The sequence below is a fragment of the Achromobacter sp. D10 genome (genome assembly GCF_035282245.1).
GTDB lineage: Bacteria > Pseudomonadota > Gammaproteobacteria > Burkholderiales > Burkholderiaceae_B > Achromobacter > Achromobacter insolitus.
Genome location: NZ_JAYJLE010000003.1, coordinates 271451 through 296993, shown reverse-complemented (window position 1 = coordinate 296993; position 25543 = coordinate 271451). Strand labels below are relative to the sequence as shown.

23 protein-coding genes are annotated in these 25543 nt (G+C 65.0%); 5 read left to right on the top strand and 18 right to left on the bottom strand.

Annotation, left to right across the window (positions count from 1 at the left end; all coding sequences use genetic code 11):
* Positions 1 to 2 precede the first annotated feature (2 nt).
* From VCS63_RS11610 to VCS63_RS11600, 3 genes are read right to left on the bottom strand one after another with little or no spacing between them, the layout of a single operon-like run.
* Positions 3 to 695 carry an ABC transporter ATP-binding protein gene (locus VCS63_RS11610; protein ID WP_042792656.1) on the bottom strand — a complete coding sequence of 231 codons (693 nt, stop codon included), beginning with the start codon at positions 693 to 695 and terminating at the stop codon, positions 3 to 5.
* Between the two features lies 1 nt (position 696).
* Positions 697 to 1458 carry an ABC transporter ATP-binding protein gene (locus VCS63_RS11605; RefSeq protein WP_042792655.1) on the bottom strand — a complete coding sequence of 254 codons (762 nt, stop codon included), beginning with the start codon at positions 1456 to 1458 and terminating at the stop codon, positions 697 to 699.
* A 10-nt stretch (positions 1459 to 1468) separates the two neighbouring features.
* Positions 1469 to 2248, bottom strand: a complete 780-nt coding sequence (locus VCS63_RS11600) for an SDR family NAD(P)-dependent oxidoreductase (RefSeq protein ID WP_063961858.1) — start codon at positions 2246 to 2248, stop codon at positions 1469 to 1471.
* Positions 2249 to 2421: 173 nt separating this feature from the next.
* Between VCS63_RS11600 and VCS63_RS11595 the strand changes: the two genes are divergently transcribed.
* The 4 genes from VCS63_RS11595 to VCS63_RS11580 all read left to right on the top strand — a co-directional run bounded on the left by VCS63_RS11595 (position 2422) and on the right by VCS63_RS11580 (position 5694).
* Complete coding sequence (locus VCS63_RS11595; protein ID WP_042792653.1) at positions 2422 to 2820, top strand: cupin domain-containing protein; 399 nt, start codon at positions 2422 to 2424, stop codon at positions 2818 to 2820.
* A gap of 67 nt (positions 2821 to 2887) precedes the next feature.
* Positions 2888 to 4099, top strand: a complete 1212-nt coding sequence (locus VCS63_RS11590) for an ABC transporter substrate-binding protein (RefSeq protein WP_063961857.1) — start codon at positions 2888 to 2890, stop codon at positions 4097 to 4099.
* On the top strand, positions 4078 to 4860 hold the full coding sequence (locus VCS63_RS11585) for an SDR family NAD(P)-dependent oxidoreductase (RefSeq protein WP_323879811.1): 783 nt from the start codon (positions 4078 to 4080) through the stop codon (positions 4858 to 4860). Before VCS63_RS11590 ends, VCS63_RS11585 begins: the two co-directional genes overlap by 22 nt.
* A 15-nt stretch (positions 4861 to 4875) precedes the next feature.
* Positions 4876 to 5694 carry an IclR family transcriptional regulator gene (locus VCS63_RS11580; protein WP_063641644.1) on the top strand — a complete coding sequence of 273 codons (819 nt, stop codon included), beginning with the start codon at positions 4876 to 4878 and terminating at the stop codon, positions 5692 to 5694.
* 108 nt (positions 5695 to 5802) lie between these two features.
* On the opposite strand, the gene ppa is transcribed toward VCS63_RS11580, so the two are convergent.
* The 13 genes from ppa to metE form a co-directional block, all read right to left on the bottom strand.
* Complete coding sequence (gene ppa / locus VCS63_RS11575) at positions 5803 to 6333, bottom strand: inorganic diphosphatase (RefSeq protein ID WP_042792650.1); 531 nt, start codon at positions 6331 to 6333, stop codon at positions 5803 to 5805.
* Between the two features lie 32 nt (positions 6334 to 6365).
* Complete coding sequence (locus tag VCS63_RS11570; protein WP_042792649.1) at positions 6366 to 7985, bottom strand: heme biosynthesis HemY N-terminal domain-containing protein; 1620 nt, start codon at positions 7983 to 7985, stop codon at positions 6366 to 6368.
* Positions 7986 to 7990: 5 nt separating this feature from the next.
* Positions 7991 to 9184, bottom strand: coding sequence for a uroporphyrinogen-III C-methyltransferase (locus VCS63_RS11565; protein WP_063642305.1), 1194 nt, complete (start codon positions 9182 to 9184; stop codon positions 7991 to 7993).
* Between the two features lie 37 nt (positions 9185 to 9221).
* Complete coding sequence (locus tag VCS63_RS11560) at positions 9222 to 10040, bottom strand: uroporphyrinogen-III synthase (protein ID WP_323879808.1); 819 nt, start codon at positions 10038 to 10040, stop codon at positions 9222 to 9224.
* On the bottom strand, positions 10040 to 10987 hold the full coding sequence (hemC, locus tag VCS63_RS11555) for a hydroxymethylbilane synthase (RefSeq protein WP_063641646.1): 948 nt from the start codon (positions 10985 to 10987) through the stop codon (positions 10040 to 10042). The genes VCS63_RS11560 and hemC overlap by 1 nt, the downstream gene beginning before the upstream one ends.
* Positions 10988 to 10996: 9 nt before the next feature.
* Positions 10997 to 11119, bottom strand: coding sequence for a hypothetical protein (locus VCS63_RS11550; protein ID WP_042792647.1), 123 nt, complete (start codon positions 11117 to 11119; stop codon positions 10997 to 10999).
* A complete protein-coding gene (locus VCS63_RS11545) occupies positions 11106 to 11825 on the bottom strand; it encodes a TerC family protein (protein WP_042792646.1) in 720 nt (239 codons plus the stop codon). The genes VCS63_RS11550 and VCS63_RS11545 overlap by 14 nt, the downstream gene beginning before the upstream one ends.
* A gap of 112 nt (positions 11826 to 11937) precedes the next feature.
* Positions 11938 to 12636, bottom strand: a complete 699-nt coding sequence (locus VCS63_RS11540; protein WP_042792645.1) for a TerC family protein — start codon at positions 12634 to 12636, stop codon at positions 11938 to 11940.
* Positions 12637 to 12991: 355 nt separating this feature from the next.
* Positions 12992 to 13873, bottom strand: coding sequence for a succinate--CoA ligase subunit alpha (sucD, locus tag VCS63_RS11535; RefSeq protein ID WP_006388410.1), 882 nt, complete (start codon positions 13871 to 13873; stop codon positions 12992 to 12994).
* A gap of 100 nt (positions 13874 to 13973) precedes the next feature.
* A complete protein-coding gene (gene sucC / locus VCS63_RS11530; protein ID WP_323879804.1) occupies positions 13974 to 15134 on the bottom strand; it encodes an ADP-forming succinate--CoA ligase subunit beta in 1161 nt (386 codons plus the stop codon).
* Between the two features lie 10 nt (positions 15135 to 15144).
* The gene (locus VCS63_RS11525; RefSeq protein WP_042792643.1) at positions 15145 to 15747 is read right to left on the bottom strand and encodes a DUF2889 domain-containing protein; all 603 of its coding nucleotides are present in this window, start codon (positions 15745 to 15747) and stop codon (positions 15145 to 15147) included.
* A gap of 210 nt (positions 15748 to 15957) precedes the next feature.
* Positions 15958 to 19929, bottom strand: coding sequence for a Pls/PosA family non-ribosomal peptide synthetase (locus VCS63_RS11520; RefSeq protein WP_323879802.1), 3972 nt, complete (start codon positions 19927 to 19929; stop codon positions 15958 to 15960).
* A 127-nt stretch (positions 19930 to 20056) separates the two neighbouring features.
* Positions 20057 to 22354 (bottom strand): 5-methyltetrahydropteroyltriglutamate--homocysteine S-methyltransferase, encoded by a 2298-nt coding sequence (gene metE / locus VCS63_RS11515; protein WP_076812097.1) that lies wholly within the window; start codon positions 22352 to 22354, stop codon positions 20057 to 20059.
* A 141-nt stretch (positions 22355 to 22495) separates the two neighbouring features.
* On the opposite strand from metE, the gene VCS63_RS11510 reads away from it, so the two are divergent.
* Positions 22496 to 23413: a LysR family transcriptional regulator gene (locus tag VCS63_RS11510; RefSeq protein ID WP_323879799.1), complete on the top strand. Its 918-nt coding sequence runs from the start codon at positions 22496 to 22498 to the stop codon at positions 23411 to 23413.
* A 27-nt stretch (positions 23414 to 23440) separates the two neighbouring features.
* On the opposite strand, the gene recX is transcribed toward VCS63_RS11510, so the two are convergent.
* Together recX and recA are read right to left on the bottom strand one after the other, a co-directional pair.
* Positions 23441 to 24121, bottom strand: a complete 681-nt coding sequence (gene recX, locus VCS63_RS11505; protein WP_112966394.1) for a recombination regulator RecX — start codon at positions 24119 to 24121, stop codon at positions 23441 to 23443.
* A 134-nt stretch (positions 24122 to 24255) separates the two neighbouring features.
* Positions 24256 to 25320 (bottom strand): recombinase RecA, encoded by a 1065-nt coding sequence (gene recA / locus VCS63_RS11500; protein ID WP_042792639.1) that lies wholly within the window; start codon positions 25318 to 25320, stop codon positions 24256 to 24258.
* Positions 25321 to 25543: the final 223 nt, after the last annotated feature.

The window sequence follows — 25543 nt, the reverse complement described above, 5'->3', positions numbered from 1 at the left end:
CCTCAGACACCCAGGCGGCGCTTGATCCGCTCGGGATCGTTGCGCGCTTCTTCCGCCGACAGCTGGTCAACCACGCAGCCGTGTTCCATGACGTAGTGGCGGTCGGCCACCTTGGTCGCGAAGCGGAAGTTCTGCTCGACCAGCACGATGGTGAAGCCCCGTTCCTTCAAGGTGCGGATGGCATGCCCGATCTGCTGCACGATGACGGGCGCCAGGCCCTCGGTAGGTTCGTCCAGCAGGATGAGCTGCGCGCCGGTGCGCAAAATGCGCGCGATCGCCAGCATCTGCTGTTCTCCCCCCGAGAGATTGCCGCCCGAACTGGCACTGCGTTCGCGCAGGTTGGGAAACAGCGTATAGATCTCGTCGAGCGACATGCCGCCGTCGGCCAGACGCGGCGGCAGCATCAGGTTTTCGGTCACGTTCAGGCTGCGGAACACGGCCCGTTCTTCCGGGCAATACACGACGCCCAGCCGCGGAATGCGGTGCGGGGCCATGCCCACGGTTTCCTGGCCGTTCAGGCGGATGGAGCCGCGCCGCTTGTCCATGATGCCCATGATGGCGCGCAGCGTGGTCGTCTTGCCCGCCCCGTTGCGGCCCAGGATGGTGACCAGCTCACCGCGCTTCACTTCCATGTCCACGCCATGCAGCACATGGGATTCGCCGTACCAGGCGTTGAGGTCCTTGATCGACAGCATCTCAGTGCGCCTCCTCGTCCGAACCCATGTATGCGGTGATGACGCGCTCATCGCTCGACACCGTGGCATAGTCGCCCTGGGCCAGCACCGCCCCGCGCGCGAGCACCGTGATGGTGTCGGACAGGTCCGCCACCACCGACAGGTTGTGCTCGACCATCAGGATGCTGCGGTTGGCCGATGCGCGCCGGATCAGCGCGGCAATGCGGGTCACGTCTTCCTGGCCCAGTCCCGCCATGGGCTCGTCCAGCAGCATGATCTCTGGCTCCAGCGCCAGGGTCATCGCGATCTCCAGCGCGCGCTTGCGCCCATAGGGCAAGAGTGCCGCGGTGGTGTGCGCCAGGCCGGTCAGGCCGACTGCATCCAGCAGTTCCATGGCGCGCCCGTTCAGGCGGTCGATGCTGCTGCGGCTGCGCCAGAAACGCCATCCATCGCCGTGTTGGCGCATCAGCGCCACACGCATGTTCTGCAACGCCGTCAATCCCAGGAACACGGCGGATATCTGGAACGAACGGACGATGCCCAGGCGCGCGATCTGCTCCGGCGCGAGCGCCGTGATGTCTCGGCCGCGATAGTGGATGACGCCTGCATCGGGCGTGAGGAACTTGGTCAGCAGATTGAAGCAGGTGGTTTTGCCTGCGCCATTGGGGCCGATCAAGGCATGGATGGAACCTTCGCGCAGAGACAGGGACACGCCGTCGACGGCGTTGAAGCCGCCGAACCGCTTGATCAGGCCCTGCGCGGACAGGACCGCTGGGGAGTTCATGGGCGCGCTCCTACATGCGGGCCAACAGGCCGCCATCGATCGCCAGGACAAGTCCGTTGACGAACGACGCGCCCGGCGAGACCAGATAGACCACCGCGGGCGCGATATCTTCCGGTGCGGCCCAGCGCCCGGCGGGCACCGCTGTGGCCAGGAAAGACTGGAACTGCGGATTGTCCTGCAGTCCCTGCGTGAAATCGGTGCGCACGAAACCAGGTGCCAATGCGTTGCAGGTGATGCCGCTGGCGCCGTACTCGACCGCCAGCGCGCGGGTGAACGCCGCAATCGCGCCCTTGGCGGTAGCGTAGGCCGCGATATTCGGCATGGTGGCCTGCCCCGCCACCGAAGACATCAGCACGATGCGGCCGAACCCGCGCTTGCCCATGCCGGGCAGCACGGCCCGCGCGCAATGGAAGGCTCCGTTGACGTGCACGTTCTGCAGCATCTGCCATTCGGCGGAACTCATCTCCACCACAGGCTTGCGGTTCTGGTTGCCCGCGTTGCTGACCAGCACGTCGATCGCCAGCCCCGCGCCCTCCAATTGCGCAACGGCCTCAGACACGGCCTTCTCGTCGGCGACGTCGAATGGCGCCCCATGGGCCTTGATGCCTTCGGCCGCCAAGCGTTCGCATGCCGCGACGCAAGCCTCGGCCGACAGGTCATTGATTACCACCTGGGCGCCCGCCTGGCCCAGTGCCCGCGCGATCGCATAGCCCAGCCCCCTTGCAGCGCCAGTCACCAGCGCGACGCGCCCCGCCAGACCGAACGTGCGGTCCAGATAGTCGTGTTTCAAGCTTGTCTCCTTGTTTTTTATGTGCCGGATTTCTTGGCCCGGCCTGTGTCGCTGCACGCTTCCGACTCGCGAAAACGTGATTGACATAAATCTCAATATACGCGACTATTTTTAAACACTCAATAACAAGATTTTTTCTTTATCTCTCATAAAGAGTTCTGGTAGGAGACACCATGGCCCTAGAAACCCCCGGCTGCCCCGCAGCCAACGCATTGCCGCCCCTGGCATCGCGCTTCCTCAAGGTTGCCGATCTGCCGTGGAAGCCCACGCAAGTGGAAGGCATCGAGATGAAGGTGCTGATGCAGGACAAGGAGACCGGACTCTTGACCGCCCTGTTCCGCTGGCAGCCCGGCACCGAACTGCCCTTGCATGAGCACGTAGAGGTCGAACAGACCTTTGTGCTGGAAGGTTCGATCGTCGACGCCGAGGGCGAAGTCTGCGCCGGCGACTACGTGTGGCGCCCGCGCGGCAACCGGCACGTGGCGCGGGCACCCAACGGCGCCCTGGTGCTCAGCTTTTTCCTGAAACCCAATATGTTCATCGACGCCTACGCCGGCCAGACGCTGGAATAGCCCACCCCGATGCGACCGTCCGGCACAGGGCGGCGCACAAGAACGAAGCCCCCGAGGAGACATACCCATGAAGACCCGTTTCAAAAACAGCCTGGCCGCCTGCGTGCTGGGCGCCCTGTCCGTGTCCGCCCAGGCGCAAGTGTCGGATGACGTCGTGAAGATCGGCGTGCTGGGCGACCAGTCCGGCATGATGGCCGACCTGTCCGGCAAGTTCGGCGTGGAAGCCGTGAAAATGGCCGTCGAGGATTTTGGCGGCACGGTGCTGGGCAAGCCCATCGAGGTGATCTCGGCCGACCACCAGAACAAGGTGGACATCGGCGTGGCGACCGCGCGCCGCTGGTACGAGAACGACAAGGTCGACCTGATCCTGGACGTGCCCAACTCCGCGATCGCGCTGGCCGTGCAGGACTTGACCCGCCAGATGAAGCGCGTGGTGATCTTCACCAGCGCGGGATCGGCCGACCTGACCGGCAAAGCCTGCTCGCCCAACGGCATGCACTGGACCTACGACACCTACGCCTACGCTACCGGCGTGGCCAATGGCGTCATGGAAGACGGCGGCAAGAGCTGGTACTTCATCACCTCCGACTACGCTTTCGGCCATTCGCTGGAACGCGATGCCATGGCGGTGGTCAAGTCCAAGGGCGGACAGGTGGTCGGCAGCGTGCGCCACCCGATCGCAAGCGCGGACTTTTCCTCGTTCCTGCTGCAGGCGCAAGCTTCCAAGGCCCAGGTGATCGGCCTGGCCAACGGCAGCGGCGACACCATCAACAGCATCAAGCAGGCGTTCGAATTCGGCATCATGGGCAGCAAGCAACGGGTGGCCGCCCTCTTCATGAGCATCGTGGACGTGCGCAGCGTGGGGCTGGAATACGCACAAGGGTTGAACCTGGTCGAACCTTTCTATTGGGACCAGGACGACAAGGCGCGGCAATGGTCCGAACGCTATTTCAAGCGGACGGGCCGCATGCCGTCCATGGTCCAGGCCAGCAACTACAGCGCCGCCATGCACTACCTGAATGCCGTCAAGGCTGCGGGTACCGACGCCTCCGAACCGGTGCTCAAGAAGATGCATGAAACGCCCATCAATGACTTCATGACCGAGAACGGCCGCATTCGCGAAGACGGTCGCATCATGCGCGACCTTTACCTGTTCCAGGTCAAGAAGCCGTCGGAATCCAAGCGCGATTGGGACTACTACAACCTGGTGCGCAAGATTCCCGCCGAACAGGCCTTCCGTCCGCTGAAGGACGGTGCGTGCCCGCTGGTGAAATCGTGATGGACGGCGCGCTTGGACTGCTGGCCGGCAAGCGCGCCATTGTCACGGGGGGAGCCAACCCCCGCGGCATTGGCGCGGCAATCGTCGACCTCTTCATCGCGCAGGGCGCCACGGTCGCCGTGCTGGACCAGACCTACCCGGATGGCGCCGACGCAATGCTGGCCGCAGGCCGCATCGACCTGCATTGCGACGTGTCGCGCGCGGCCTCTTGCGAAGCCGCTGTTGCCCGCGCCAAGCAAGCGCTCGACGGCATCGATGTGCTGGTCAACAATGCCGGCATCGTCGCCGCCACCCGCATCTGGGACCTGCCCGAGGATGAATTCCGGCGCATGGTGGAGGTGAACCTGACCGGCACCTACAACGTCACGCATGCGGCCCTGCCCGCACTGCTGGATAGCCCGCGGCGTCCGGCCATCGTCAACCTGGGATCCACCGCCGCCCTGCGCGGCGGCGGCCTGCTGGGAGGTTCGCATTACGCCGCGTCCAAAGGGGGTGTCATCAGCTTCACCAAGGCGCTGGCCCGTGAACTGGGGCCACGCGGCGTGCGCGCCAATTGCGTGGCGCCCGGCATCATCGAAACGGACATGACGGTGGGCAAATTCGGCGAAAATTGGGAACAAGAACTCAAACAGGGCATTCCGCTGCAGCGCTTCGGCTCGCCCGCCGAAGTCGCCCAAGCCATACTCTTCCTGGCTTCGGACCTGTCCTCCTATTCAACCGGCATCGTGGTCGACGTCAATGGCGGCTTCCACATTCACTAGGCACGCCCTCCCGCAATGAGCACTCCAGACCGCATGTTGTCCATCCTCGACCTATTTCGCGACGACACCACCGCCGCGTTCCAGGAAGACGTCATGGCGCATCTGGACTGCTCGCGCGCCACGGCGTACCGCTATCTGAAGTCGCTGACCGAAAGCGGACTGCTCGCGCCTACCTCGGGCGGCGCCTATGTGCTGGGATCGCGCATCATCGAACTGGACCGCCATCTGCGCCAACACGATCCGCTGATGCGCGCGGCGCGCGAGGTCATGCGCGCCACGGGCGACGAGTTGCACGCCAACCTGATGCTGTGCAACTACTACGGCGACAAGGTCATGTGCGTGGATCGCTACTGGACCGACGATTCCATCGAATCCAGCTATGCGCGCGGCCGGCCCTACACCATGTTCCATGGCGCCACGGCCAAGCCCATCCTGGCGAACCTGCCGCCCTACCAGCTGCGCAACCTGATGCTGTGGCATGCCGCCGAAATCCGCGAAGCCGGACTGGGCGAGGACTGGGACGAGTTCCGCGCCAACCTCAAGCGCCTGCGCGCCGCCGGCGTGTATGTGTCGCACGGCGAAGTCGACCCCGGACTAATAGGCATAGGATCCGCCATCTTCAGTCCCGAGCAAAAGGTGGTGGGCAGCCTGGTGTTCATCGCCGCGGAGGCGCGCACTACCCCCGAGCGGCTGGAGATCTTGCAGGCGCGCATCCAGATCGCGGCAGCGCAGGTGTCACATAACCTGCAGGCCCCGCAAAGCAACGGCGCGGCGGCGATCGGCATCATGCCGTCGCGGCCGCGCCGCATCAAGACATCGGCCAAGTCGAAGTAGCCCCTACGCCGCGCCTTTGGCTTGCTGCCCCCCGAGGGGGCGCTTTTGCCTTGGGGCGGCCCGGCGGCAAAAACCCGCCGGACCCGCCGGCCCGGTCCCGACCTGAAATCAGGCCTTGTTGTAGCGCTCGGCGCTGCGCACGATTTCTTCGTGCGCGGCTTCCAGGCCCTTCCAGCCCTTGACCTTGACCCACTTGCCCTTTTCCAGGTCTTTGTAGTGCTCGAAGAAATGCTGGATGCGGGAGATGTCTTCCGCCGGCAGGTCTTCGTAGGTCTTGATGTTGCGGTACGGGGGGTACAGCTTTTCGATAGGCACGGCCAGCAGCTTGGCGTCGCCGCCCGACTCGTCGTCCATTTCCAGCACGCCAATGGCGCGGCAGCGCACGACCGCGCCGATCTGGATCGGGAACGGGGTCAGCACCAGCACGTCGGCGGGGTCGCCATCTTCGGACAGGGTTTGCGGGATGTAGCCGTAGTTGCACGGGTAGTGCATGGCCGTCAGCATGAAGCGGTCAACGAAAATCGCGCCCGTGTCCTTGTCGACCTCGTACTTGACCGGGTCGGCGTTCATGGGGATTTCGATGATGACGTTGAAGTCTTCCGGCAGCTTCTTGCCAGGGGAGACGCGATCAAGACTCATGATTCAACCTTGTTGTGTGTCTGAAGGATTGTTCAAATCGAGCCGTCGTCCTTGAACGGCGGCTTGGTCGCCGGCACGGGCGCGGCGGCCGGCGCGGGCTTGGCCGCGGCGGGCTGTGCCGGCGCATACGTGGGCACGGGATCATCGAAAGCCGCCGCGGGAATCGGCGCGCTGTCGAAGTACTCGTCGATGTCCGAGGTGCCGCCGGCCAGCGGGGCATCTTCGGGAGCCAGCGCCCGTTCGCGTTGCTCTTTATTCACGCGCGCGTCGGGATCCAGCACGTAGTCGGAGGCCGAAGCCGCCACCGCCGGCGGCAGCGCGGGGTAGTCCCCGCCCAGATCGGCATCGCTATCGGTATCGGACAAGCCCACCGCATAGCCGCCTTCGGCGTCCACGCGATACGGATCCGAACCGGTGTCCGCCGCGGGCAAGGCGGCATCCGCCGCCAGCACGGGCAGCGCCATGCTGGCCGCCGTCGCCAGCCGCCAGTGGCGCACAGCGTCCGCGGGACGGTCCAGACGGTCATACAGGCTGCCCAGCAGCGCGTGCGTCTGCGCATCGCTGCGGCGGCTGAGGCTGCGCAGCAGATAGCGTTCAGCCTGGCCCCAGAGCTGGCCATTCAGGCACAGCATGCCCAGCGCGGTAAGCAGGTCCGGATCGGTGGGACGCTGCTGCAGCCAGGTCTCGGCACGGGCCAGCCGGCGCGAAACCTGCTCGGCTTCGCAGCGGGCGTAGGCCGCCACCAAGGCCGGATTGAACTTCACGGCAACCGCGGCTTCCAGCACGCGGGCCGCTTCGCTGGCTTCGCCGGCCGCTTCGAACGCGGCGGCGCCCGCCAGCGCGATTTCCGGCAAGAGGCGCTCTTCGGCCTTCAGGTCTTTCCAGATGGCGCGCCAGGCATCGTTGCCGCCCGCCGCGGCGGCGCGCAGGCGCGCGGCGCCCGAGGCGTCGATCAGATGGTCGGCTTCCGCGCGGGCCAACGCATTGCGGCGCACCAGGCCGCGCGCCAGCGTGAAGACCTGCTCGTCGTGATGCAGGGCCGTGTGGGCGCGCAGCAGCAAGCGCATGGTGTGCAGGTGACGCGCGCCACCGTCGGCCAGCGGCTCCAGCACCGCCAGCGCGCGCTCGGCACGGCCCTGGTCCAGCAGCATGTCGGCCGACACCGTGGCGGTTGCCTCGATCAGGCCGGCGTCCGTGCCGGCTTGTTCCTGCGCCGTCGCCAGCAGGCGGTCGCGGCGATCGAATTCGCCCAGGCCATGCGCGGCACGGGCCGCGGACAGGGCCGCCAGGACGCGGCGCGTCTGGACCTTGGTCTGGTCCAGCAGCTTGGTCAGATCCTTTTCAGCGGTGGTGTAGCGCCCTTCCAGCAGGCCGATCCAGCCCCGCTCCAGGAGTTCGTGATCGCGCGCCTGGGCGCGCTTGCCGCGCCAGGCCCGCACGCGGTCCGGAATGGCGAGCAGCCATGCCAGCAAGCGCAGGCCCACATAGAGCACGATGAAGGCCGCGACGATCAGCAAGACCGCCAGCGTCAGCGACATGCTGATGCGCCACGGCCAGACCAGCAACAGCACGTTGCCCGAATGCGAACGCAGGACCACCGCCAGGGCGACGGCGACAACGGCGAGCAGCAGTGTCCAGAACCAGGTACGCATAAGCCTCAGTCCTGTCCGCTGGTCTTGAAGCCCGCTGCGCGCAGCGCAGCCACGGCATTCAGGCTGTCGGCCACTTCCGGCATGCGCACGGCGATGTCGGTTTGCGCCAGTTCGCGCGCCAGCGTCTGTGCGGCGACGGTATCGGGGGAACGGTTGTCGAAATACTTGGCGAGCGTGACGCCGACGTTGTCGAGCTCGCTCTTCCAGACGGCGGGCTGGCGCATCAACATGGCCAGTTGCGCCGTCAGCAGACGCTGGCGCAGCGTGCCGCGCACTTGATCGGCCTGTTCAGGCGACAACAGCAAGGCCGCGGGTTCGTCCACGCGCTGGATGGTGATCAGGCCGCCCAGCTCGTGGGCCAGTGCGGCGCCTGCACGGCCGGGCCAGGAGGCCATCTCGGCGCGCCAACGCTGCCACCAGGGCGCGTCGGCCGGCAGGCCGGCCAGCGGATCGACCGTGGGGGCCGGCGCGGCCGCAGGAGCGCTTTCGCCAGCCGGCGCCACGCCAGGCGCGGCAGCATCCGGAACCAGCAGAGGCGCCTTGCCGATGAGCGCCACCAGGCGGTCGATGCGGGCCGACTGGGCAGGGATATCCACGGTGGAGACCGCGCGCAGGCGATCCAGGTCGCCATTGATGGCTTGCTGCAGGCTGGAGAAACGCGGACGGTCGGCGCGCGCCAGGCGCGATTGCGCCGTTTCGAGCGCCACGATCGCGTTGGAGACGTTGCCGGCCAGCCGCAGTTGCTGGTTTGCGATGGTCAGCAGGCGCTCGACGTCGTTCGCCAGCAATTCGTCGCTGGCGCTGTCGTTGAAGTTCTGCCAAGCCAGTTGCAGGGCGTTGTACTGGCTTTGGGTCTCGCGCACGGTGTCTTCGAGCTCACCGACGCGGCCAGCCTGGGCTTGCGCCAAGGCCAGGGCTTCGCGGGTGTCCTTGCGGGCCTGCGCGAGGTCGGTGGTGAGGGTATCGATGCGCGTGGCGACCTCGCGGCCGGCGGATACGAACTGGGTGCGCTGCATCCAGAGGGCATAACCCAGACCGCCAGCCAGCAGGATGAGAATGATGAGCGCGGGAACCAGCGGTCCACTGCCGCGCTTGGCCGGGCGGGCCTTGACGGAATCGGCCGGGGCCGATGCGGGCGCAGTTGCACCCGGGGCGGCCGTCGGAACGACCGGATCGGTAGCGGGAGTCTTGTCTGTCATGACGCGATTGTATTCGGTGTCAGTCCGATGCAACGAATCAAGCAGCAACAAAAGCCTGGAATATCGACTCGTCGTTGGGCAAGCAGATTTTTACCATCGGCCGCGCCCTGCCTTGATGACAGCCCTGCGGGATCCGGCGCTCCAGGGCGGGATGCGTCAGCACAAAGTTGCATTGCGCCCACCAGGCCGCCAGCCCCGCCTCCTGCAGACCGGCCCGCACCGCATCGGCGCCCTCCCCGCTGGTGATGAGCCAGGTGGCCGGAATTCCCGCGTCGGCCCAGCGCCGCAGGCTGGCGACTTGATCGGCGTCCCAGCGGGCGGGACGGCGCAGGTAAGCCGCATGGCGGGTCACAGCCACGCCGTGCGCCTCGAGCTTGTCGCCCAGCCAGTCCCTGCCCTGGGTGCCGCGCACCAGCAACACGCGGCCAGGCAGTTGCGGCAAGCCGAGCAAGACCGCCCAGAGGGCCTCGGAATCGTGGCTGGGCGCGCTTTCCGGGGGATGCAAAACTGTTGTATTCGCGCCAAAACAGGCGGACTCGCGCAAGGCCTGGGCACTGGCTGGCCCGACGGTGGCAGCCATGACGCCCGTGGGCCAGGAAACCGTCCCGTCCGACTGCGCCCACTGATCCAGATACAGTCTGGCCGCGTTGCCGCTGACGAAGACGACCAGGTCGTAGTCGGCGGGCCGCGGCGGGCCGCCAGCCGCGACGGGCAGCGCCTGGATTTCCAGGGCCGGCAGCATGCAGGGCGTCCAGCCGGCGCCAAGCAGGCGGCCGGCCAATGCCTCGTTACGGCCCTCGGGCCGCGTCAGAATGGCGACCCGCGGCAGTTCGGCGGCAGCGGACGCCCCGGCCATCAGTCGGACCTGGGTTCGTCTTGCAGCAGTTCGCGCAGGATGTCCTGCGCGCCTGCATCCAGCAGCGCCTGGGCCGCGGCTTCGCCGATGGACTGGGCATCGGCCACCGGGCCGCTGTGCGCCGTACGGACCACGCGCACACCATCGGGCGACGCCACCAGGGCGCGCAGCGACAAAGTGCCCCCGGCGATCTCGGCATACGCCGCCAGGGGCACCTGGCAGGACCCGCCCAGCTTGCGGGAGACGGCGCGCTCGGCCACCACACAGGAAGTGGTGTCCGCGCTGACCAGGGGAGCCAGCCACGCGCGCATGTCGTCGCGGTCGTCCCGGATCTCGATGCCCAGGGCCCCCTGCCCGGCCGCCGGCAGGCTGTCGGCGGGTTCGAGCAGGCTGCGGATGCGCGCGCTCAAGTCCAGGCGCTCCAGTCCTGCGGCCGCCAGAACGATGGCGTCGTATTCGCCCTTGTCCAGCTTGCCCAGGCGGGTGTCGAGATTGCCGCGCAATGGCTTCACCACCAGCTTGGGGTAGCGCGCGCGGATCTGGGACTCGCGGCGCAGGCTGGACGTGCCGACAATGGCGCCTGCCGGCAGATCGGCCAGCGAGTCATGGGTATTGGAAACGAAGGCATCGCGCGGATCCGCGCGATCGAGGACGGCGCAAAGCTCGAACGGCGCCTGCAGATCGACCGGCACGTCCTTCAAGGAGTGCACGGCCAGATCGGCCCGGCCGTCGAGCAGCGCGTTTTCGAGTTCCTTGACGAAGAGCCCCTTGCCGCCCACCTTGGAGAGCGTGCGGTCGAGGATCTGATCGCCTCGGGTCGTCAGGGTGAGAAGCTCAACCGCGCACGCCGGGTACAGCGTGCGCAGCCGGTCGCGCACATGCTCGGCTTGCCACAGGGCAAGCCGGCTGGCGCGGGTCGCGATGACCAGGCGTTGCGGTAGAGACACGAGACGGCATCAAACGAAATTGGAAACGATGACCGTCGCGACCACCCCGAGGATGGCCAGCACGAACAGGCCCTGAAGAAGGCTCAGGCCCGATTCGGATTGCTGGGGATCGGTGGATCTACGCAGACTCATGTGCTGATTCCTTGGAAGCGGTTTTGCGGCTTGCCAGCCACCGTCCAAGGACAACAACCAGCAAGGCGCCAATGATTTCTGCGCCGATTTTAACCGCAGTGGGCTGCACGCCGAATTGACGTTCGACAACCACGTCGGTAATCAACATGCCGCCGGCGATCCAGCCCAGCAAGGCAGCGCCGAAGGTGACGACCAGCGGATAGCGGTCGATGAGCTTGAGAACCAGGGTGCTGCCCCAGATGATGATGGGCACGCTGACGATCAGGCCGAAGGCGACCAGGCCGATCTGGTGGTCGGCGTGGGCGTTCTGGGCCGCGCCGGCGATGGCGATCACGTTATCCAGGCTCATCACGAAGTCGGCGATGATGATGGTCTTGATCGCCGCGGCGATGGATGTTCCGCCCTTGATGTTGCCATGGGCATCATCCTCGGGAATCAAGAGCTTGACGCCGATCCAGACCAGCAACAGGCCGCCCACGACCTTCAGGAAGGGAATCGACAGCAGCGTCAGAGCGAAGGCAATCAGGACCACACGCAGCAGAATCGCACCGGCGGTACCCCACAGAATGCCTTGCATGCGCTGCTTGGGCGCCAGATTGCGGCAAGCCAGCGCGATCACGACGGCGTTATCGCCGCCGAGCAGGATGTCGATGAGGATGATCTGGAATACCGCTGCCCAACTCAGCGTCTGGAAAAACTCAAGCACTATGAACCCCCGAAGGCATTTATGAAAAGAGTGGCCGGTCCCGGTCCGGCGAGGCTCGCCGCGCATGGCGCGGCGAGCTTATTCAGTACAACTTATTAGTATAATTCAGCTTTCAGTCAGCTTTCTGGCGCATCAGCAAAACTTTGCCGATTGCCAGCACCAGCACCGCGCCCAGCGCGCCCGACATCAGCGCAAAACTGTGCTGCGTCACACCCAGGGCGGCGTCGATGCGCGCCACGGGTTCCTGCAGGGCCGGATCGCCCACCAGCAGTTCGCCTGCGATGAAACCCAGCAGCGCCGCGCCCACCCAGACGATGACCGGAAAGCGTTCGATGACCTTCAGAAGCAGCGTGCTGCCGAAGATGACCAGCGGAATACTGATGGCCAGGCCCAACACCAGCAAGGTCGTATCGCCCATGGCAGCGGCAGCGACGGCCACCACGTTGTCCAGGCTCATGACCAAGTCGGCAATCATGATAGTGCGGATTGCAGTCAGCAGATTGCCCTGCGTCTTGCCCCCGCCGTCTTCCTCGCCCTCGGGCAACAGCAGCGTCACGCCGATGTAGACCAGGAGCAGCGCGCCGATCAGCTTGAGCCACGGCAGCAACAGCAGCTTGGCAGCCACCAGCGTCAGCACGATACGCATGATGATCGCTGCGGCGGAGCCGACGACGATCGCTTTTTTCTGTTGGGCCGGAGGCAGCGAACGCGCCGCCAGCGCAATAACCACGGCGTTGTCGCCCGATAGCAGAATGTTGACCCAAATGATCTGGAGCAACGCTATCCAGAATGCCGCTGAACTAAGTTCCATGCCTCTCTTTCCTAGGTGTGATCCCCCTAGGACGAACCAAATGAATGGGTGAAATAAGACGAAAAAAACGTACTGACCGCCTTGGTGCGAGCCCGGCGGCATTCTTGCTTGGTACGCGTGGAATTTCTTTCATTATAGTTTCGTTCAGCTTTCCGTATGTTTGCCAGGCCGCGGCATGGACACGGGATTTCCCTAGGATTGCCGAAAAAAAGACGAAAAAAAGCCCGCCGTGGCGGGCTTGGAGCAGGCGGATACGTGCGCTGGAAACCAGGGGTTTGGCACCAACGCCAGGGCGTCCGCCAGCAGGCCGGGCGCCGGACGCCAGAGGCGTTCGGACACCACGACCTGATGCTTTTTACAGCACCGACTTGAGCAGCTTGCCCATTTCGGACGGGTTGCGCGTGGTGCGGATGCCGCAAGCTTCCATGACTTCCAGCTTGGCGTCGGCAGTGTCGGCGCCGCCGGAGATCAGGGCACCGGCGTGACCCATGCGCTTTCCGGGAGGGGCGGTAACACCAGCGATGAAGCCGACCACGGGCTTCTTCATGTTGTCCTTGGCCCACTGCGCGGCGTTGACTTCGTCCGGACCGCCGATTTCGCCGATCATGATGACGGCGTCGGTGTCGGGATCGTCATTGAACATCTTCAGGACGTCGACGTGCTTCAGGCCGTTGATGGGGTCGCCACCGATGCCGACGGCGCTGGATTGACCCAGGCCCAGCTCGGTGACCTGCGCCACGGCTTCGTACGTCAGGGTGCCCGAACGGCTGACGATGCCGATGCGGCCCTTGCGATGGATGTGACCGGGCATGATGCCGATCTTGATTTCGTCGGGGGTGATCAGACCCGGGCAGTTCGGGCCCAGCAGCAGGGTCTTGCTGCCCTTGGCCTTCATGCGGTTCTTGACTTCCAGCATGTCACGGACCGGGATGCCTTCGGTAATGCAGATCACCAGATCCAGTTCGGCCTCGACGGCTTCCCAGATGGCGGCGGCGGCGCCGGCCGGCGGCACGTAAATGACGGAAACGGTCGCGCCGGTGTCAGCCTTGGCGTCTTTCACGGAGGCGAAAATCGGCACGCCTTCGAAGTCTTCACCGGCCTTCTTGGGGTTCACGCCGGCCACGAAGGCGGCTTTGCCGTTCGCGTACTCACGGCACATGCGGGTGTGGAACTGGCCCGTCTTACCCGTGATGCCCTGGGTGATGACCTTGGTGTCCTTGTTGATCAGAATCGACATTTGTGAATCCTTGGATTTTCTTTGTACCGCCAGGCCGCCCCGAGGTGGAAAGCGCCCCCGTGGGGGACGGCAAGCCGAAGGGCGCGGCGTGGGGGCATATTTACTTGACGGCGGCTACGACGCGGGTGGCGGCTTCAGCCATCGTGTCGGCGCTGATGATCGGCAGACCGGAGTCAGCCAGCATCTTCTTGCCGAGTTCTTCGTTGGTGCCCTTCATGCGGACGACCAGCGGCACGTTCAGGTTGACGGCCTTGCAAGCGGCGATCACGCCTTCGGCGATGACGTCGCAGCGCATGATGCCGCCGAAGATGTTGACCAGGATGGCCTTCACGCTCTTGTTCGCGAGCATGATCTTGAAGGCTTCCGTGACCTTCTCGGCCGTGGCGCCGCCGCCGACGTCCAGGAAGTTGGCCGGCTCGCCGCCGAACAGCTTGATGGTGTCCATGGTGGCCATGGCCAGGCCGGCGCCGTTCACCAGGCAGCCGATGTTGCCGTCGAGCTGGATATAGGCCAGGTCGAACTTGCTGGCTTCGATTTCGGCGGGATCTTCTTCGTCCAGGTCACGATAGGCGACGATTTCCGGATGACGGAAGAGCGCGTTGGAGTCGAAGTTGAACTTGGCGTCCAGGGCGATGATGTTGCCCTTGCTGTCGCGGTTCAGCGGGTTGATTTCGACCAGCGAGGCATCGGTTTCCATGTAGCAGCGATACAGCTTCTGGAACACGTCCACGGCCTGGGCGGTGGAGTCGGCGGGCAGGCCGATCGCGTTGGCGATCTTGGTGGCTTGCTCGGCCGACAGGCCGGTCAGCGGATCGATGTACTCGGTGATGATCTTCTCGGGAGCGGAGTGCGCCACTTCCTCGATGTCCATGCCGCCTTCGCTGGAAGCGATGAAAGCGACCTTCTGGGTGGCGCGGTCGGTGACCAGCGACACGTAGTATTCCTTCTGGATGTCGGCGCCGTCTTCAATGTACAGGCGGCGGACCTTCTGGCCTTCCGGGCCGGTCTGGTGCGTGACCAGCTGCATGCCCAGGATTTCCGAGGCCAGCTTGCGCACGTCGTCCAGCGAGCGGGCCAGCTTCACGCCGCCGCCCTTGCCGCGGCCGCCCGCGTGGATTTGTGCCTTGACGACCCAAACCGGTCCACCCAGCTTTTCAGCGGCAGCCACGGCCTCGTCGACGGAAAGAGCGGGAATCCCGCGCGGCACGGGGACGCCAAATTGCTTCAGCAGTTCCTTGCCTTGATACTCGTGGATTTTCATGTGTTACCTGTCAGGACGTATGAGAAAAAGAAGGTGAATCGGAGGACGAATCGGCCGATGCCTCAGCGCTACCCCCGGTGTACCACTTGGGATAGTGCTCAGCCACCACCGGGCCGCGGGTGCTCAGCGCATGGCAGCCGTCCAATTGGAATGGACGCCGGTTCGGGTTGTTTTCCTGCCGCCGGCGATTGGCCATGGTCTGGACCGCCGCGGTGGGAAGCACCTGCGACAGCTCGGTCATGTGCGTACAGCCCTCCACGTGCCCGAACCGCTCTTTGACCTGCCGGCGGAACCCTTTGAGCAGGTTCATTCCGATCAGATCAGTGTAAGCCGGTTCGATGGCCATGCAATGCTCGCCATAAGGAGCGGCGTCATAGACGGCCTGCGCCGCCACGATCGAGAAATTCTCGTCGATGGTGATGCGCAGATGCATGTGATGGATAGGTTGTCCGGCCTTGAACATCTCGCCGTCGCGCTTGGGAAAATCGTACGCCTTGACGTCGATCAGCTCGGCTTCCAGGTCCCAGAGCCCGTCTTCGCGCGCATACGACTGCACGCGTATGGAACGCGTGTGCAATGGTTGGCGAGGATAGTCCGGCGGTGGCAAGGGCATGCTGGGGGCCTGCGGGGCGAAGATGCCTGCGCATGGTGCGCGGCAACAAAACCTTCAAAGTATAGCGCAGGCAGCTCTCGATCAAGCGCCTTGTCCGCCGCCTGACGCATCGCCGCAGGGCCCGGCCCGCACGCGGGAAAATATGGGGCCATAGCTGGAAAACCCCATGATCCCGCCCCCGCCCAGTCTGGCCCCGCCGCCACGCCGGAACTACCGCTGCGTCCAGGGAGTGGCCGGACTGCCTATCCAGGCCTGGCCCGCCGGGATGGCCTCGCCCTTGAGCACCAGCGTCAACGGACCGAGACGCGCGCCCGGCTCGACCCGGGTGTCGTAGAGAATGGTGCTGCGCGGCCCCACATTGACGGCTGCGCCGATGCGGACCATGCCGATCTTCATGACCCGGTCTTCGAACAGGTGGGTTTGCGGCCCGGACCAGGCGTGCAGCACCGCGTCGTCGCCGACCGACACGCAGTCGTATTCGGTGATGTCGGTGGTGTCCATGAAGACGCGCTTGCCGATACGCGCGCCCATGCAGCGCAGGGCCAGCGGCAGCCACGGCGTCGCCCGCAGGAAGTTGAAGAAGTTGGGAACTGCGATGGATTCGTACAGGCTGGTGACCGCTTCGCTCTTCCACACGAACGGCGTCCACATGGGCTCGGCACGAGGCTTGTAGCGTCCGATCAGCGCCCATTTCAACGCCACCAGGAACAGAAAGGCCCCCACGCCGTACAGCACGCCGGCCAGCATCAGCTCGTCAAAGGCGGAGATAAACCCTTCGCGCGCGGCCATGGGGATGACCCTCATCACGGTCAGGTAACCCACGGCGATCACCACGGCCAGGGGCAGGATCATCCGCAGGCCTTCGACACTGCCCCGCAGGACCTTGCGGCCCAGGCTGGGCCGGAACGTCAGATGCGCCGGAAAACCAGCCGTCTGCTCACGCGCGGGCAGCGCCAGCGGTGGATTGCCTAGCCAGGTCTGCCCGCTGGCCATGCGGGCATTGGCAGGCGCGCGGCTCTGCACGCCGATCAGCACGTCATCGGGCAACACCGATCCGTCGGGCACGTAGGCGCCGTTGCCGACGAAACTGCGGTTGCCGATGACAGTGGGACGCATCGTCATCCAGCCGCCGTCGATTTCCTCGTCGCCCAGCATCACGCCGTCGGCGATGAAGCTGTCGCGCCCCAGGGTCAACATGTCCGGCACCACGCCCATGGCGGTGGAGATTTCCGTCCCGCGCCCCACTTTCGCGCCCAGCAGCCGGTACCAGTTGCCGGCGTAGATCGACGCGTACAGGCCATGCAGCACGCTGAGGCTGGACTCCTGGATCTGGTTGGTGAGCCAGCGCCGCAGATAGATCTGCCCATAGACCGGCCACCGCCCGCTGGCCAGCCGGGGCAAGAGCGTCCAGCGCAGCAGCGCGGACACGAGCACGGTCAGGAGCAGCAGCAAGGCGCTGGCGGGCAAGGCCAGCAGCAAGTAGCTCAGGAACGCTTCAGGCCAGGGCACTCGCGCGCCCATCAGATCCAGCCAACGCGCATCGATCCAGTCGATCAGCACAAAGCTCGGGAACACGGGCATGAAGAACAAGGCGGCGATGAGCGTGCCCCCGCCCGCGTAGGCCACGCAGTCCAGCCGGCTCCAGATTCCCTGGCGCCGGGGCCGCGGCGGCAACTCGGGCGCACGGGCCTGCGGATCATGCCGCGCCGGGGCCCCGCTCCAGATCTGGCCTGCGGGAACCCGGGCGCCCTGCGGCAGCGAAGACAGTCCGTCCAGGCGAGCGCCCTCGCCCATTGCCACATCGCCCTGCAGTACCGAATACGAGCCGATGTAGGCGTTGTCCGCCAGCGTGATCGGCGCAACGGACCACTCTCCGCCACGCACCGAAAAGTTCTCCAGGTTCACCGCGGCGCCAATGCTGACGCCGTTCCCCACCGACAGCAGGTCTGGCGCGCGCACGGAGACGCGGCTGATGGAAGCGTCGCGGCCTATGCGCGCCCCCAGCGCCCGCAAGTACCAGACCTGCAAAGGCGATCCGGCCAGCAAATGCGCAGGCGGAATGTCCATCACCCTGTCAACCAGCCACCAGCGATAAAACAACCAGCCGTAAAGGGGGTAACGCCCGGGCTTGAGCCTGCCCAGGATGCCCCATTTGCAGGCGACGGCCACTCCGAAGCTCAGCAGATTGCAGGCCAGGTAGCTGGCGATGGACAGGACCACCGCGCGCCAGACCGAATCGCCCTCATCGCCGGTCCAATAGTGATAAGTGAAGAACGGCGTCAGCCAGATCAGCATTCGCACGCCGATCAGCAGCGGCAAGGCCGCCAGCTGCGCGAGCCCGCAGCTCCAGCGGCGCCATTCGGGCGCCGCCGCCGGATCGCGGTCGGTGCCGGGGACGCCCACAGACTCCGCCGCCATCGCCAGCGCGTCCAGCCGGGCCGCCAGCGCGCCCAGCCCGGGATGCTGATAAAGCTCGTGCATGGTCAGGGCGGAGAACTGCGGATGCTTGCGCAGCGACGACACCAGGCGCGCGGCCAACAGCGAATGGCCGCCCAGGTCGCGGAAAAAGTCGCTGGCCAGCCGCAGCGGCTGCCCCGGGAACAACGGCCTCAACGCTTCGAACAAGGCGTGCTCGCCCGGCGTAGCGGGTTCGTCATCCTCTACGCAAGGTTCGGACACGGCATCGAGCTCGCGTGCCTTCAGCGCCTTGCGGTCGATCTTGCCGGAGGTCAGCCGGGGAACATCGGCCACCAGCTCGAAGCGGGCCGGGATCATGTAGGCGGGCAAGTCCGCGCTCAACGCGGCGCGCAGGGCGTGCGAGTCCAGCCTCGCCTCGCCCTCGGGCTTGAGGAAAGCCACCAACTGCTCGATTCCCGCCAGATCGCGCAGGACTACCGCCGCGGCGCCCACGCCGGGCAAGCGATACAAGGCAGCCTCGATTTCCCCGAGCTCGACGCGGAATCCACGCACCTTCACCTGATCGTCGCTGCGGCCCAGGCAATGGATCTGCCCATGCTCATCAATGCGGGCCAAGTCTCCGCTGCGATACATGCGGGTGTCGTGATCCCCCGAAGGCCGCGGATTGGCCAGGAACTTCTCGGCAGTCAGTTCGGGCCTGCCCAGATAACCGCCAGCCACACCGGGACCGGTGATGCACAGCTCTCCGACCTGCCCCTGCGGCAGCACCGCGCCGTCTTCGCCGCGCACCAGCATGCCGTAGTTGGGCAGCGGCGTGCCTATGGTCACAGGCTGGCCGGGCAACAGTTCGGCCAGGCTCGCGGACACCGTCGTTTCTGTGGGACCGTAGGTGTTGAACAAGCGCCGGCCGGGCGTGGCCCAGCGCGGCACCAGGAAATCCGGACAGACCTCGCCGCCCAGGTTCACGATGCGCAGCCCGGGCACATCATGCGCAAACAACGCAAGCAAGGTTGGCACCGCGTGCAGCACGGTGACTCCTTCGCGCACCAGGGCGTCCGGCAAGCCTTCCGGATCCGTGGTCAGCATCTTGGGCGCGACCCACAACGACGCGCCGACCAGATAGCTGATCCAGATCTCTTCGAACGACATGTCGAAGGCCACCGAAAAGCCCTGGTAGACCTTGTCTTCCTGGCGCACGCCCAGCACTTCGTTCTCGCTGCGCAGGAAATGGCAAATGCTGGCGTGGCTGATGGGCACGCCCTTGGGCTTGCCGGTGGAGCCGGAGGTATAGATGACATAGGCGGGATGCTCGGGCAACAGCCCTTCGCGCCTGCGCAACACACCTTCCACGCGTTCCGACAACGCCCAGGTCGTCCAGGTTTGCATGCCGTCCAGCCTGACCTCCGCGCCCGCGATGAGGCCGCTCGCGCCTGCGTCCTGCAGGCAGGCCAGCATGCGGTCTGGTGGAGTGTCGGATTCGAACGGCAGCCACGCCGCCCCAGCCTTGGCGATGGCCGCCTGCATCACGAGCAGGTCGGCTCCGCGCGGCAGGCACAGGCCCACAATATGCCCGGGCCGCACACCGGCCGCGATCAGGTGATGCGCGGCCAGGTCGGCGCGGTGTCCGAGCATGTCATAAGTGAGGGTGTGATCCAGCCAATGAATGGCGACGGCGGCGGGACGCCGGCGGATCGTGGCTTCCAGAATATCGGGCAACGTCTCTGCACGCAGCAGGTCCGGCCGATAGAGGCCTTGGAGAATCATAGGAACGGCAAGGATCCAGCAATGGGATTTTTGCGTATTGACCCATGCCGCAAGATTTCGTTCAAGCAGGATTGAAAAAAAAGCCCGTTCCGCCTCCCATGTTGTGGCTTGCAGTCATCAGGCCGGCTCAGGCCGACTGGCGCAAAGCCCGGGCAGCCTGCACCATGCCGATCAGCGCGGCTTCGGTTTCAGGCCAGGCCCGCGTCTTCAGGCCGCAGTCAGGATTGACCCACAAACGCTCCTTGGGCAGCCGGGCAGCGGCCTTTTCCATCAGGCCAACCATCCACTCCACTTCAGGCACGTTGGGCGAATGGATGTCGTACACGCCAGGGCCGATATCGTTCGGGTAACGGAAGTCCTCGAACGCCTTGAGCAGATCCATGTTGGAACGCGACGTCTCGATCGTAATCACGTCGGCGTCCATGGCGGCGATGGATTCGATGATGTCATTGAACTCCGAATAGCACATATGCGTGTGGATCTGCGTCTCGTCGCGCACGCCGGCGGTCGACAGGCGGAAGCAATCCACGGCCCAGTCCAGGTACGCCTGCCATTCAGCGCGACGCAGCGGCAAGCCTTCGCGGATGGCAGGCTCATCGATCTGGATGACGCTGATGCCCGCAGCCTCCAGGTCCACCACTTCGTCACGCAGCGCCAGCGCCAACTGGCGGCAGGTCTGCTCGCGCGGCTGATCATCGCGCACGAACGACCATTGCAGGATGGTGACCGGGCCAGTCAGCATGCCCTTGACCGGCTTGTCGGTCAGAGACTGCGCATAGGACGACCAACCGACGGTCATCGGCGCGGGGCGGGCAACGTCGCCAAAAATGATGGGCGGCTTGACGCAACGCGAACCGTAGCTCTGCACCCAACCATTCTTGGTAAAGGCAAAGCCGGCCAGCAATTCGCCAAAGTATTCCACCATGTCGTTGCGTTCGGGTTCGCCGTGCACCAGTACGTCCAGCCCAACCTTTTCCTGGAAGCGGATGACTTCCTCGATTTCCTTGCGGATGGCGGTCTCGTAGGCGGAGTCCGTCAACGCGCCTGATTTCCAGTCGCGACGCAAGGCCCGTATCTCGGCGGTCTGGGGGAACGACCCGATCGTGGTGGTCGGATAGGCGGGCAGCCCCAGTTGTTCCTGCTGACGCGCGATACGGCCGGCGAACGGCGCGCGGTCACGCGATACATCGGCGGCGGCAGCCATGCGCTGGGCGACGGCAGGATTATGGATGCGGGCGGACGAACGGCGGGCGGCCAGCGCCGCGCGCTGCCTGCTCAGCCCTTCCTGCGCCCCCGCTTGCGTCGCGCCATCCAGGGCACGGCCCAACAGACTCAGTTCTTCCAGCTTTTGTGCAGCGAACGACAGCCAGCTCTTGAGTTCGGCGTCCAGATCGGTTTCATAGGCCAGGTCCACCGGCACATGCAGCAGCGAGCACGAGGGCGCCAGCCACAGGCGATCGCCCAGTTGCTGCTTGATCGGGGTCAGCGTGGCGATGGCGGCGTCCAGATCGGTGCGCCAGATGTTGCGGCCGTTGATGACGCCGGCCGACAGCACCTGTTCGGCGCCCAGGCCGGAAACCACTTCGGCCAACTGCTCGGGCGCGCGCACCAGGTCTACGTGCAGCCCCGCCACGGGCAGGCCCAGCGCAGTGGGCAGGTTGTCCTTCAGACCGTCGAAATAGGTCGCCACCAGCAATTTGACCGGGCTGGCGGACAGTTGCTCATAAACCTGTTTGAATGCGTCGCGCCAGGCTTGCGGCAAATCCAGCGCCAGGATGGGTTCGTCGATCTGCACCCACTGCACGCCGAGTTTGGCAAAGCGCGCCAGCACTTCTTCGTATACCGGCAGCAGCGCCGCCAGCAGTTGCAGCTTGCCCGCGTCGGCGGCGCCAGCGGCAAAGGCGTCGCCTTTGCCCAGATACAGCCAGGTCAGCGGGCCCGGCACCACAGGCTTGACGGCGTAGCCTTGTTCCTGCGCTTCCTGGACCTGTTCGAACAGCGATTCGCGCGCAATGCGGAAAGTCTGGCCCGGCACCAGTTCGGGCACGATGTAGTGGTAGTTGGTGTCGAACCACTTGGTCATTTCGCAGGCGGCGGCCGGCTTGCCGGACGGGGCGCGGCCACGGCCCATGCGAAACAGCGTGTCCAACGTGACGGGCTCACTATCCTTCTGGCCGAAGCGGGCCGGAACAGCACCCAGCAGCGCGGTCCATTCGAGGATCTGGTCATACCAGGCAAAGTCGCCCACCGGCACGAACTTCAAACCTGCGGCAGCCTGAAGCTTCCAGTGCTTGGCGCGCAGCTCGCGCCCGGTCCGTTCGAGTTCTTCAGCGGTCCGCTGGCCGGCCCAATAGGCTTCGACTGCGCGCTTCAGTTCGCGCTGGGCGCCTATGCGGGGAAAACCCAAATTATGAATAGCAGTCATGATTTACCACCATTAGACGAAATTTGTTCAAGTGAAAGCTATTCTGAGGCCAAATCAAAATGAATCAAAATCAATGTCTACATTCATAAAATGAGTAAATCTCATACAATATGAGCTTATTCCCAATCGGCCGCGTCCTCCATGCTTGAAATCCGTCACCTTGAAACGCTTACCGCCATCCGCGACGGCGGCAGCCTGCAGGAAGCGGCGGAACGCCTGCACCTTACGCAGTCGGCCCTTTCACACCAATTGCGCGACCTGGAAACCCGGCTGGGCACTCCTTTACTGAACCGGCGCACGCGGCCTGCGCGGTTGACCACGGCGGGCCTACGGGTGCTGGCGCTGGCGGATGAGGTGCTGCCGCGCATCCGCGCTACCGAACGAGATCTACAAAGACTGGCCGCGGGCCGCACGGGCCGGCTGCATCTGGCCATCGACTGCCACTCCTGCTTTCAGTGGCTGATGCCGGCACTGGATGCCTTCCGCGCCCAGTGGCCGGACGTGGCGCTGGACCTGTCCGCCGCTTTTTCTTTTGCTCCGCTGCCCGCTCTGGTGCGTGGCGACCTGGACCTGGTCATCACGTCCGACCCGCAGCCCCTGGACGCAGTGGAGTACCTGCCGCTGTTCAAGTACGAGCTGGTGTTGGCCGTCTCGGAATCCAACCCGCTTGCGGGCAACAAATTCATCATGCCGGACCAATTGGCCGACCAGACGCTCATCACCTACCCGGTGGACAATCAGCGCCTGGACGTTTTCACGGCGTTTCTCGATCCGGCCGACGTGGAACCGGCCGCGATCCGTCGCGCGGAGCTCACGCCCATCATTGCGCAGCTGGTCGCCAGCAACCGCGGCGTAGCCGCGCTGCCTAATTGGGCACTGACGGAATATATGAACCAGGGATGGCTGCGCCAGTGCCGGCTGGGGCCACAAGGCGTATGGCGCACGCTGTACGCGACGGTGCGCAGCGAGGACACGGATGCCTCGTATATCGACGAATTCCTGACCATCACCCGCGACGTCTGCTTCAAGACGCTTTCCGGGATCAAGTCGGCAAAGTAAGACACGAGGCCTCCGCTGCGGAGGCGTTCAGTCGTCGTCGCTTTCGCCCAGGATGCGGCGGATCACGTCGTGCGCAAAACCGCGACTGGCCAGAAAGCGTGCCTGCTTTGCGTAGGCCGCGCGGTCTTCCGGCTTGGCGCTGAAGCGCTTTTTCCATACTTCGAGCGCGCGATCGTATTCAGTGGCCCGCAACTGTTCGCGCAATTCCGCGACCTGGTTGTCGTCCACGCCGTGCTGGCGTAGCTCCTGCACGATACGGGCCGCCCCCTGGCGCGAGGCGCGCCGATGGACCAGGCTTTGCGCAAAGCGCTCGGTGGACAACCAGCCTTCTTTTTCCAGGGCGTCGAGCACGGCCTCGACCTCGGCCGGATCCTCGGCGTGGGCGGCAAGCTTGCGCGCCAATTCCTCGCGGGCATGTTCGCGCCGCGACAGATAGCCCACGGCCCGCATCTTCAACGAAGGCCCCTTGCGGGCTTGTCCATCGGCATCCGGACCGTCCTCGGCCGCAGCGGCGCGGCGCACGCGCCGCGCACTGCCCGCTTCCGAGCTGCGGCTCCATGAATCCGGCGCATCGCCGGATTCCGCTTCCTGCTCGCGGCGCACATCCGACGTGCGGCGCAAGCCCTGGGGCTTGGCCACGGTTTCGAATTCATCGTCCAGCTTGGCGCGTAGGCGTTCGGCTGAAGCGGGCGGCGGTTTCCAGCTCATGCGTATCCTGCTTGCTATGCATAACGGCAGGCCCGTCCTGGCGCCTGCCGCACATGTTCGGGCTGCCCCGACAAGATATGCGGGCCGGTAGCGGCGGATCTGAATCCGCCGCGCCAGGCCCGCCACCGATCCGATTACTCTTCGGCAGTATCTTCCGCGGTGGGCACGAATTCGGCCGCGCGGCTGACGATGCCCTGGTTTTCGCGGACGCGGTTTTCGATTTCGATGGCCAGGTCTTTGTGCTCTTTCAGGTATTCGCGGACATTGTCCTTGCCCTGCCCGATGCGGTTGCCGTTGTAGCTGTACCAGGCACCGGACTTGTCCACGACGTTTGCGGCCACGCCCAGGTCGATGATTTCGCCTTCGCGCGAAATACCGGCGCCGTACATGATGTCGAACTCAGCCTGCTTGAACGGCGGCGCAACCTTGTTCTTCACGACCTTGACGCGGGTTTCGTTGCCGACGACCTCGTCACCCTTCTTGATCGAACCAATGCGGCGGATATCCAGGCGCACGGAGGCGTAGAACTTGAGCGCGTTGCCGCCGGTGGTGGTTTCGGGGTTGCCGAACATCACGCCGATCTTCATGCGGATCTGGTTGATGAAGATGACCATGCAATTGGTCTTCTTGATGGTGGCGGTGAGCTTGCGCAGCGCCTGGCTCATCAGACGGGCCTGCAGGCCGGGCAGCGAGTCGCCCATTTCGCCTTCGATTTCAGCCTTGGGCACCAGCGCGGCTACCGAGTCGACGACGATCAGGTCAACCGAACCGGAGCGCACCAGAGCGTCGGTGATTTCCAGGGCTTGCTCGCCCGTGTCCGGTTGGGAGATCAGCAGGTCGGACAGGTTGACACCCAGCTTGGAAGCGTACTGCACGTCCAGCGCGTGTTCGGCGTCGACGAAGGCGCAGGTGCCGCCCAGTTTTTGCATTTCAGCGACCACTTGCAGCGTCAGCGTGGTCTTCCCCGAGGATTCCGGACCGTAGATTTCGACCACGCGGCCACGCGGCAGGCCGCCAACGCCCAGCGCGATGTCCAGGCCCAAAGAGCCCGTGGAAACCACCTGGATGTCGTGCGAAACCTCGTTGTCGCCGTAGCGCATGATCGAGCCCTTGCCGAACTGCTTTTCGATCTGCGAAAGCGCGGCGGCAAGCGCCTTGGCCTTTTCCGATGCGGCGGCCTTGGTGGTTTTGTCGTCCATGTAGAGTCCTGTCTGTAACGTATCTGGTGTCGAGGGGGATTGCGGGTCTGGCGGTGCTTTGAGCTACGGATCAGATTATGGCATCGGATTGTACTGTACAAAAATACAGTGTGCCAGTATTTTGCACGTATACCCTGAGTGGCAAGCTTGGCGCCATATGCCAGAATGCCCGACGAACCCGGCGTTTCGTCCCCTTTGCGCCGCGGGGTCTTATTTCACTGTA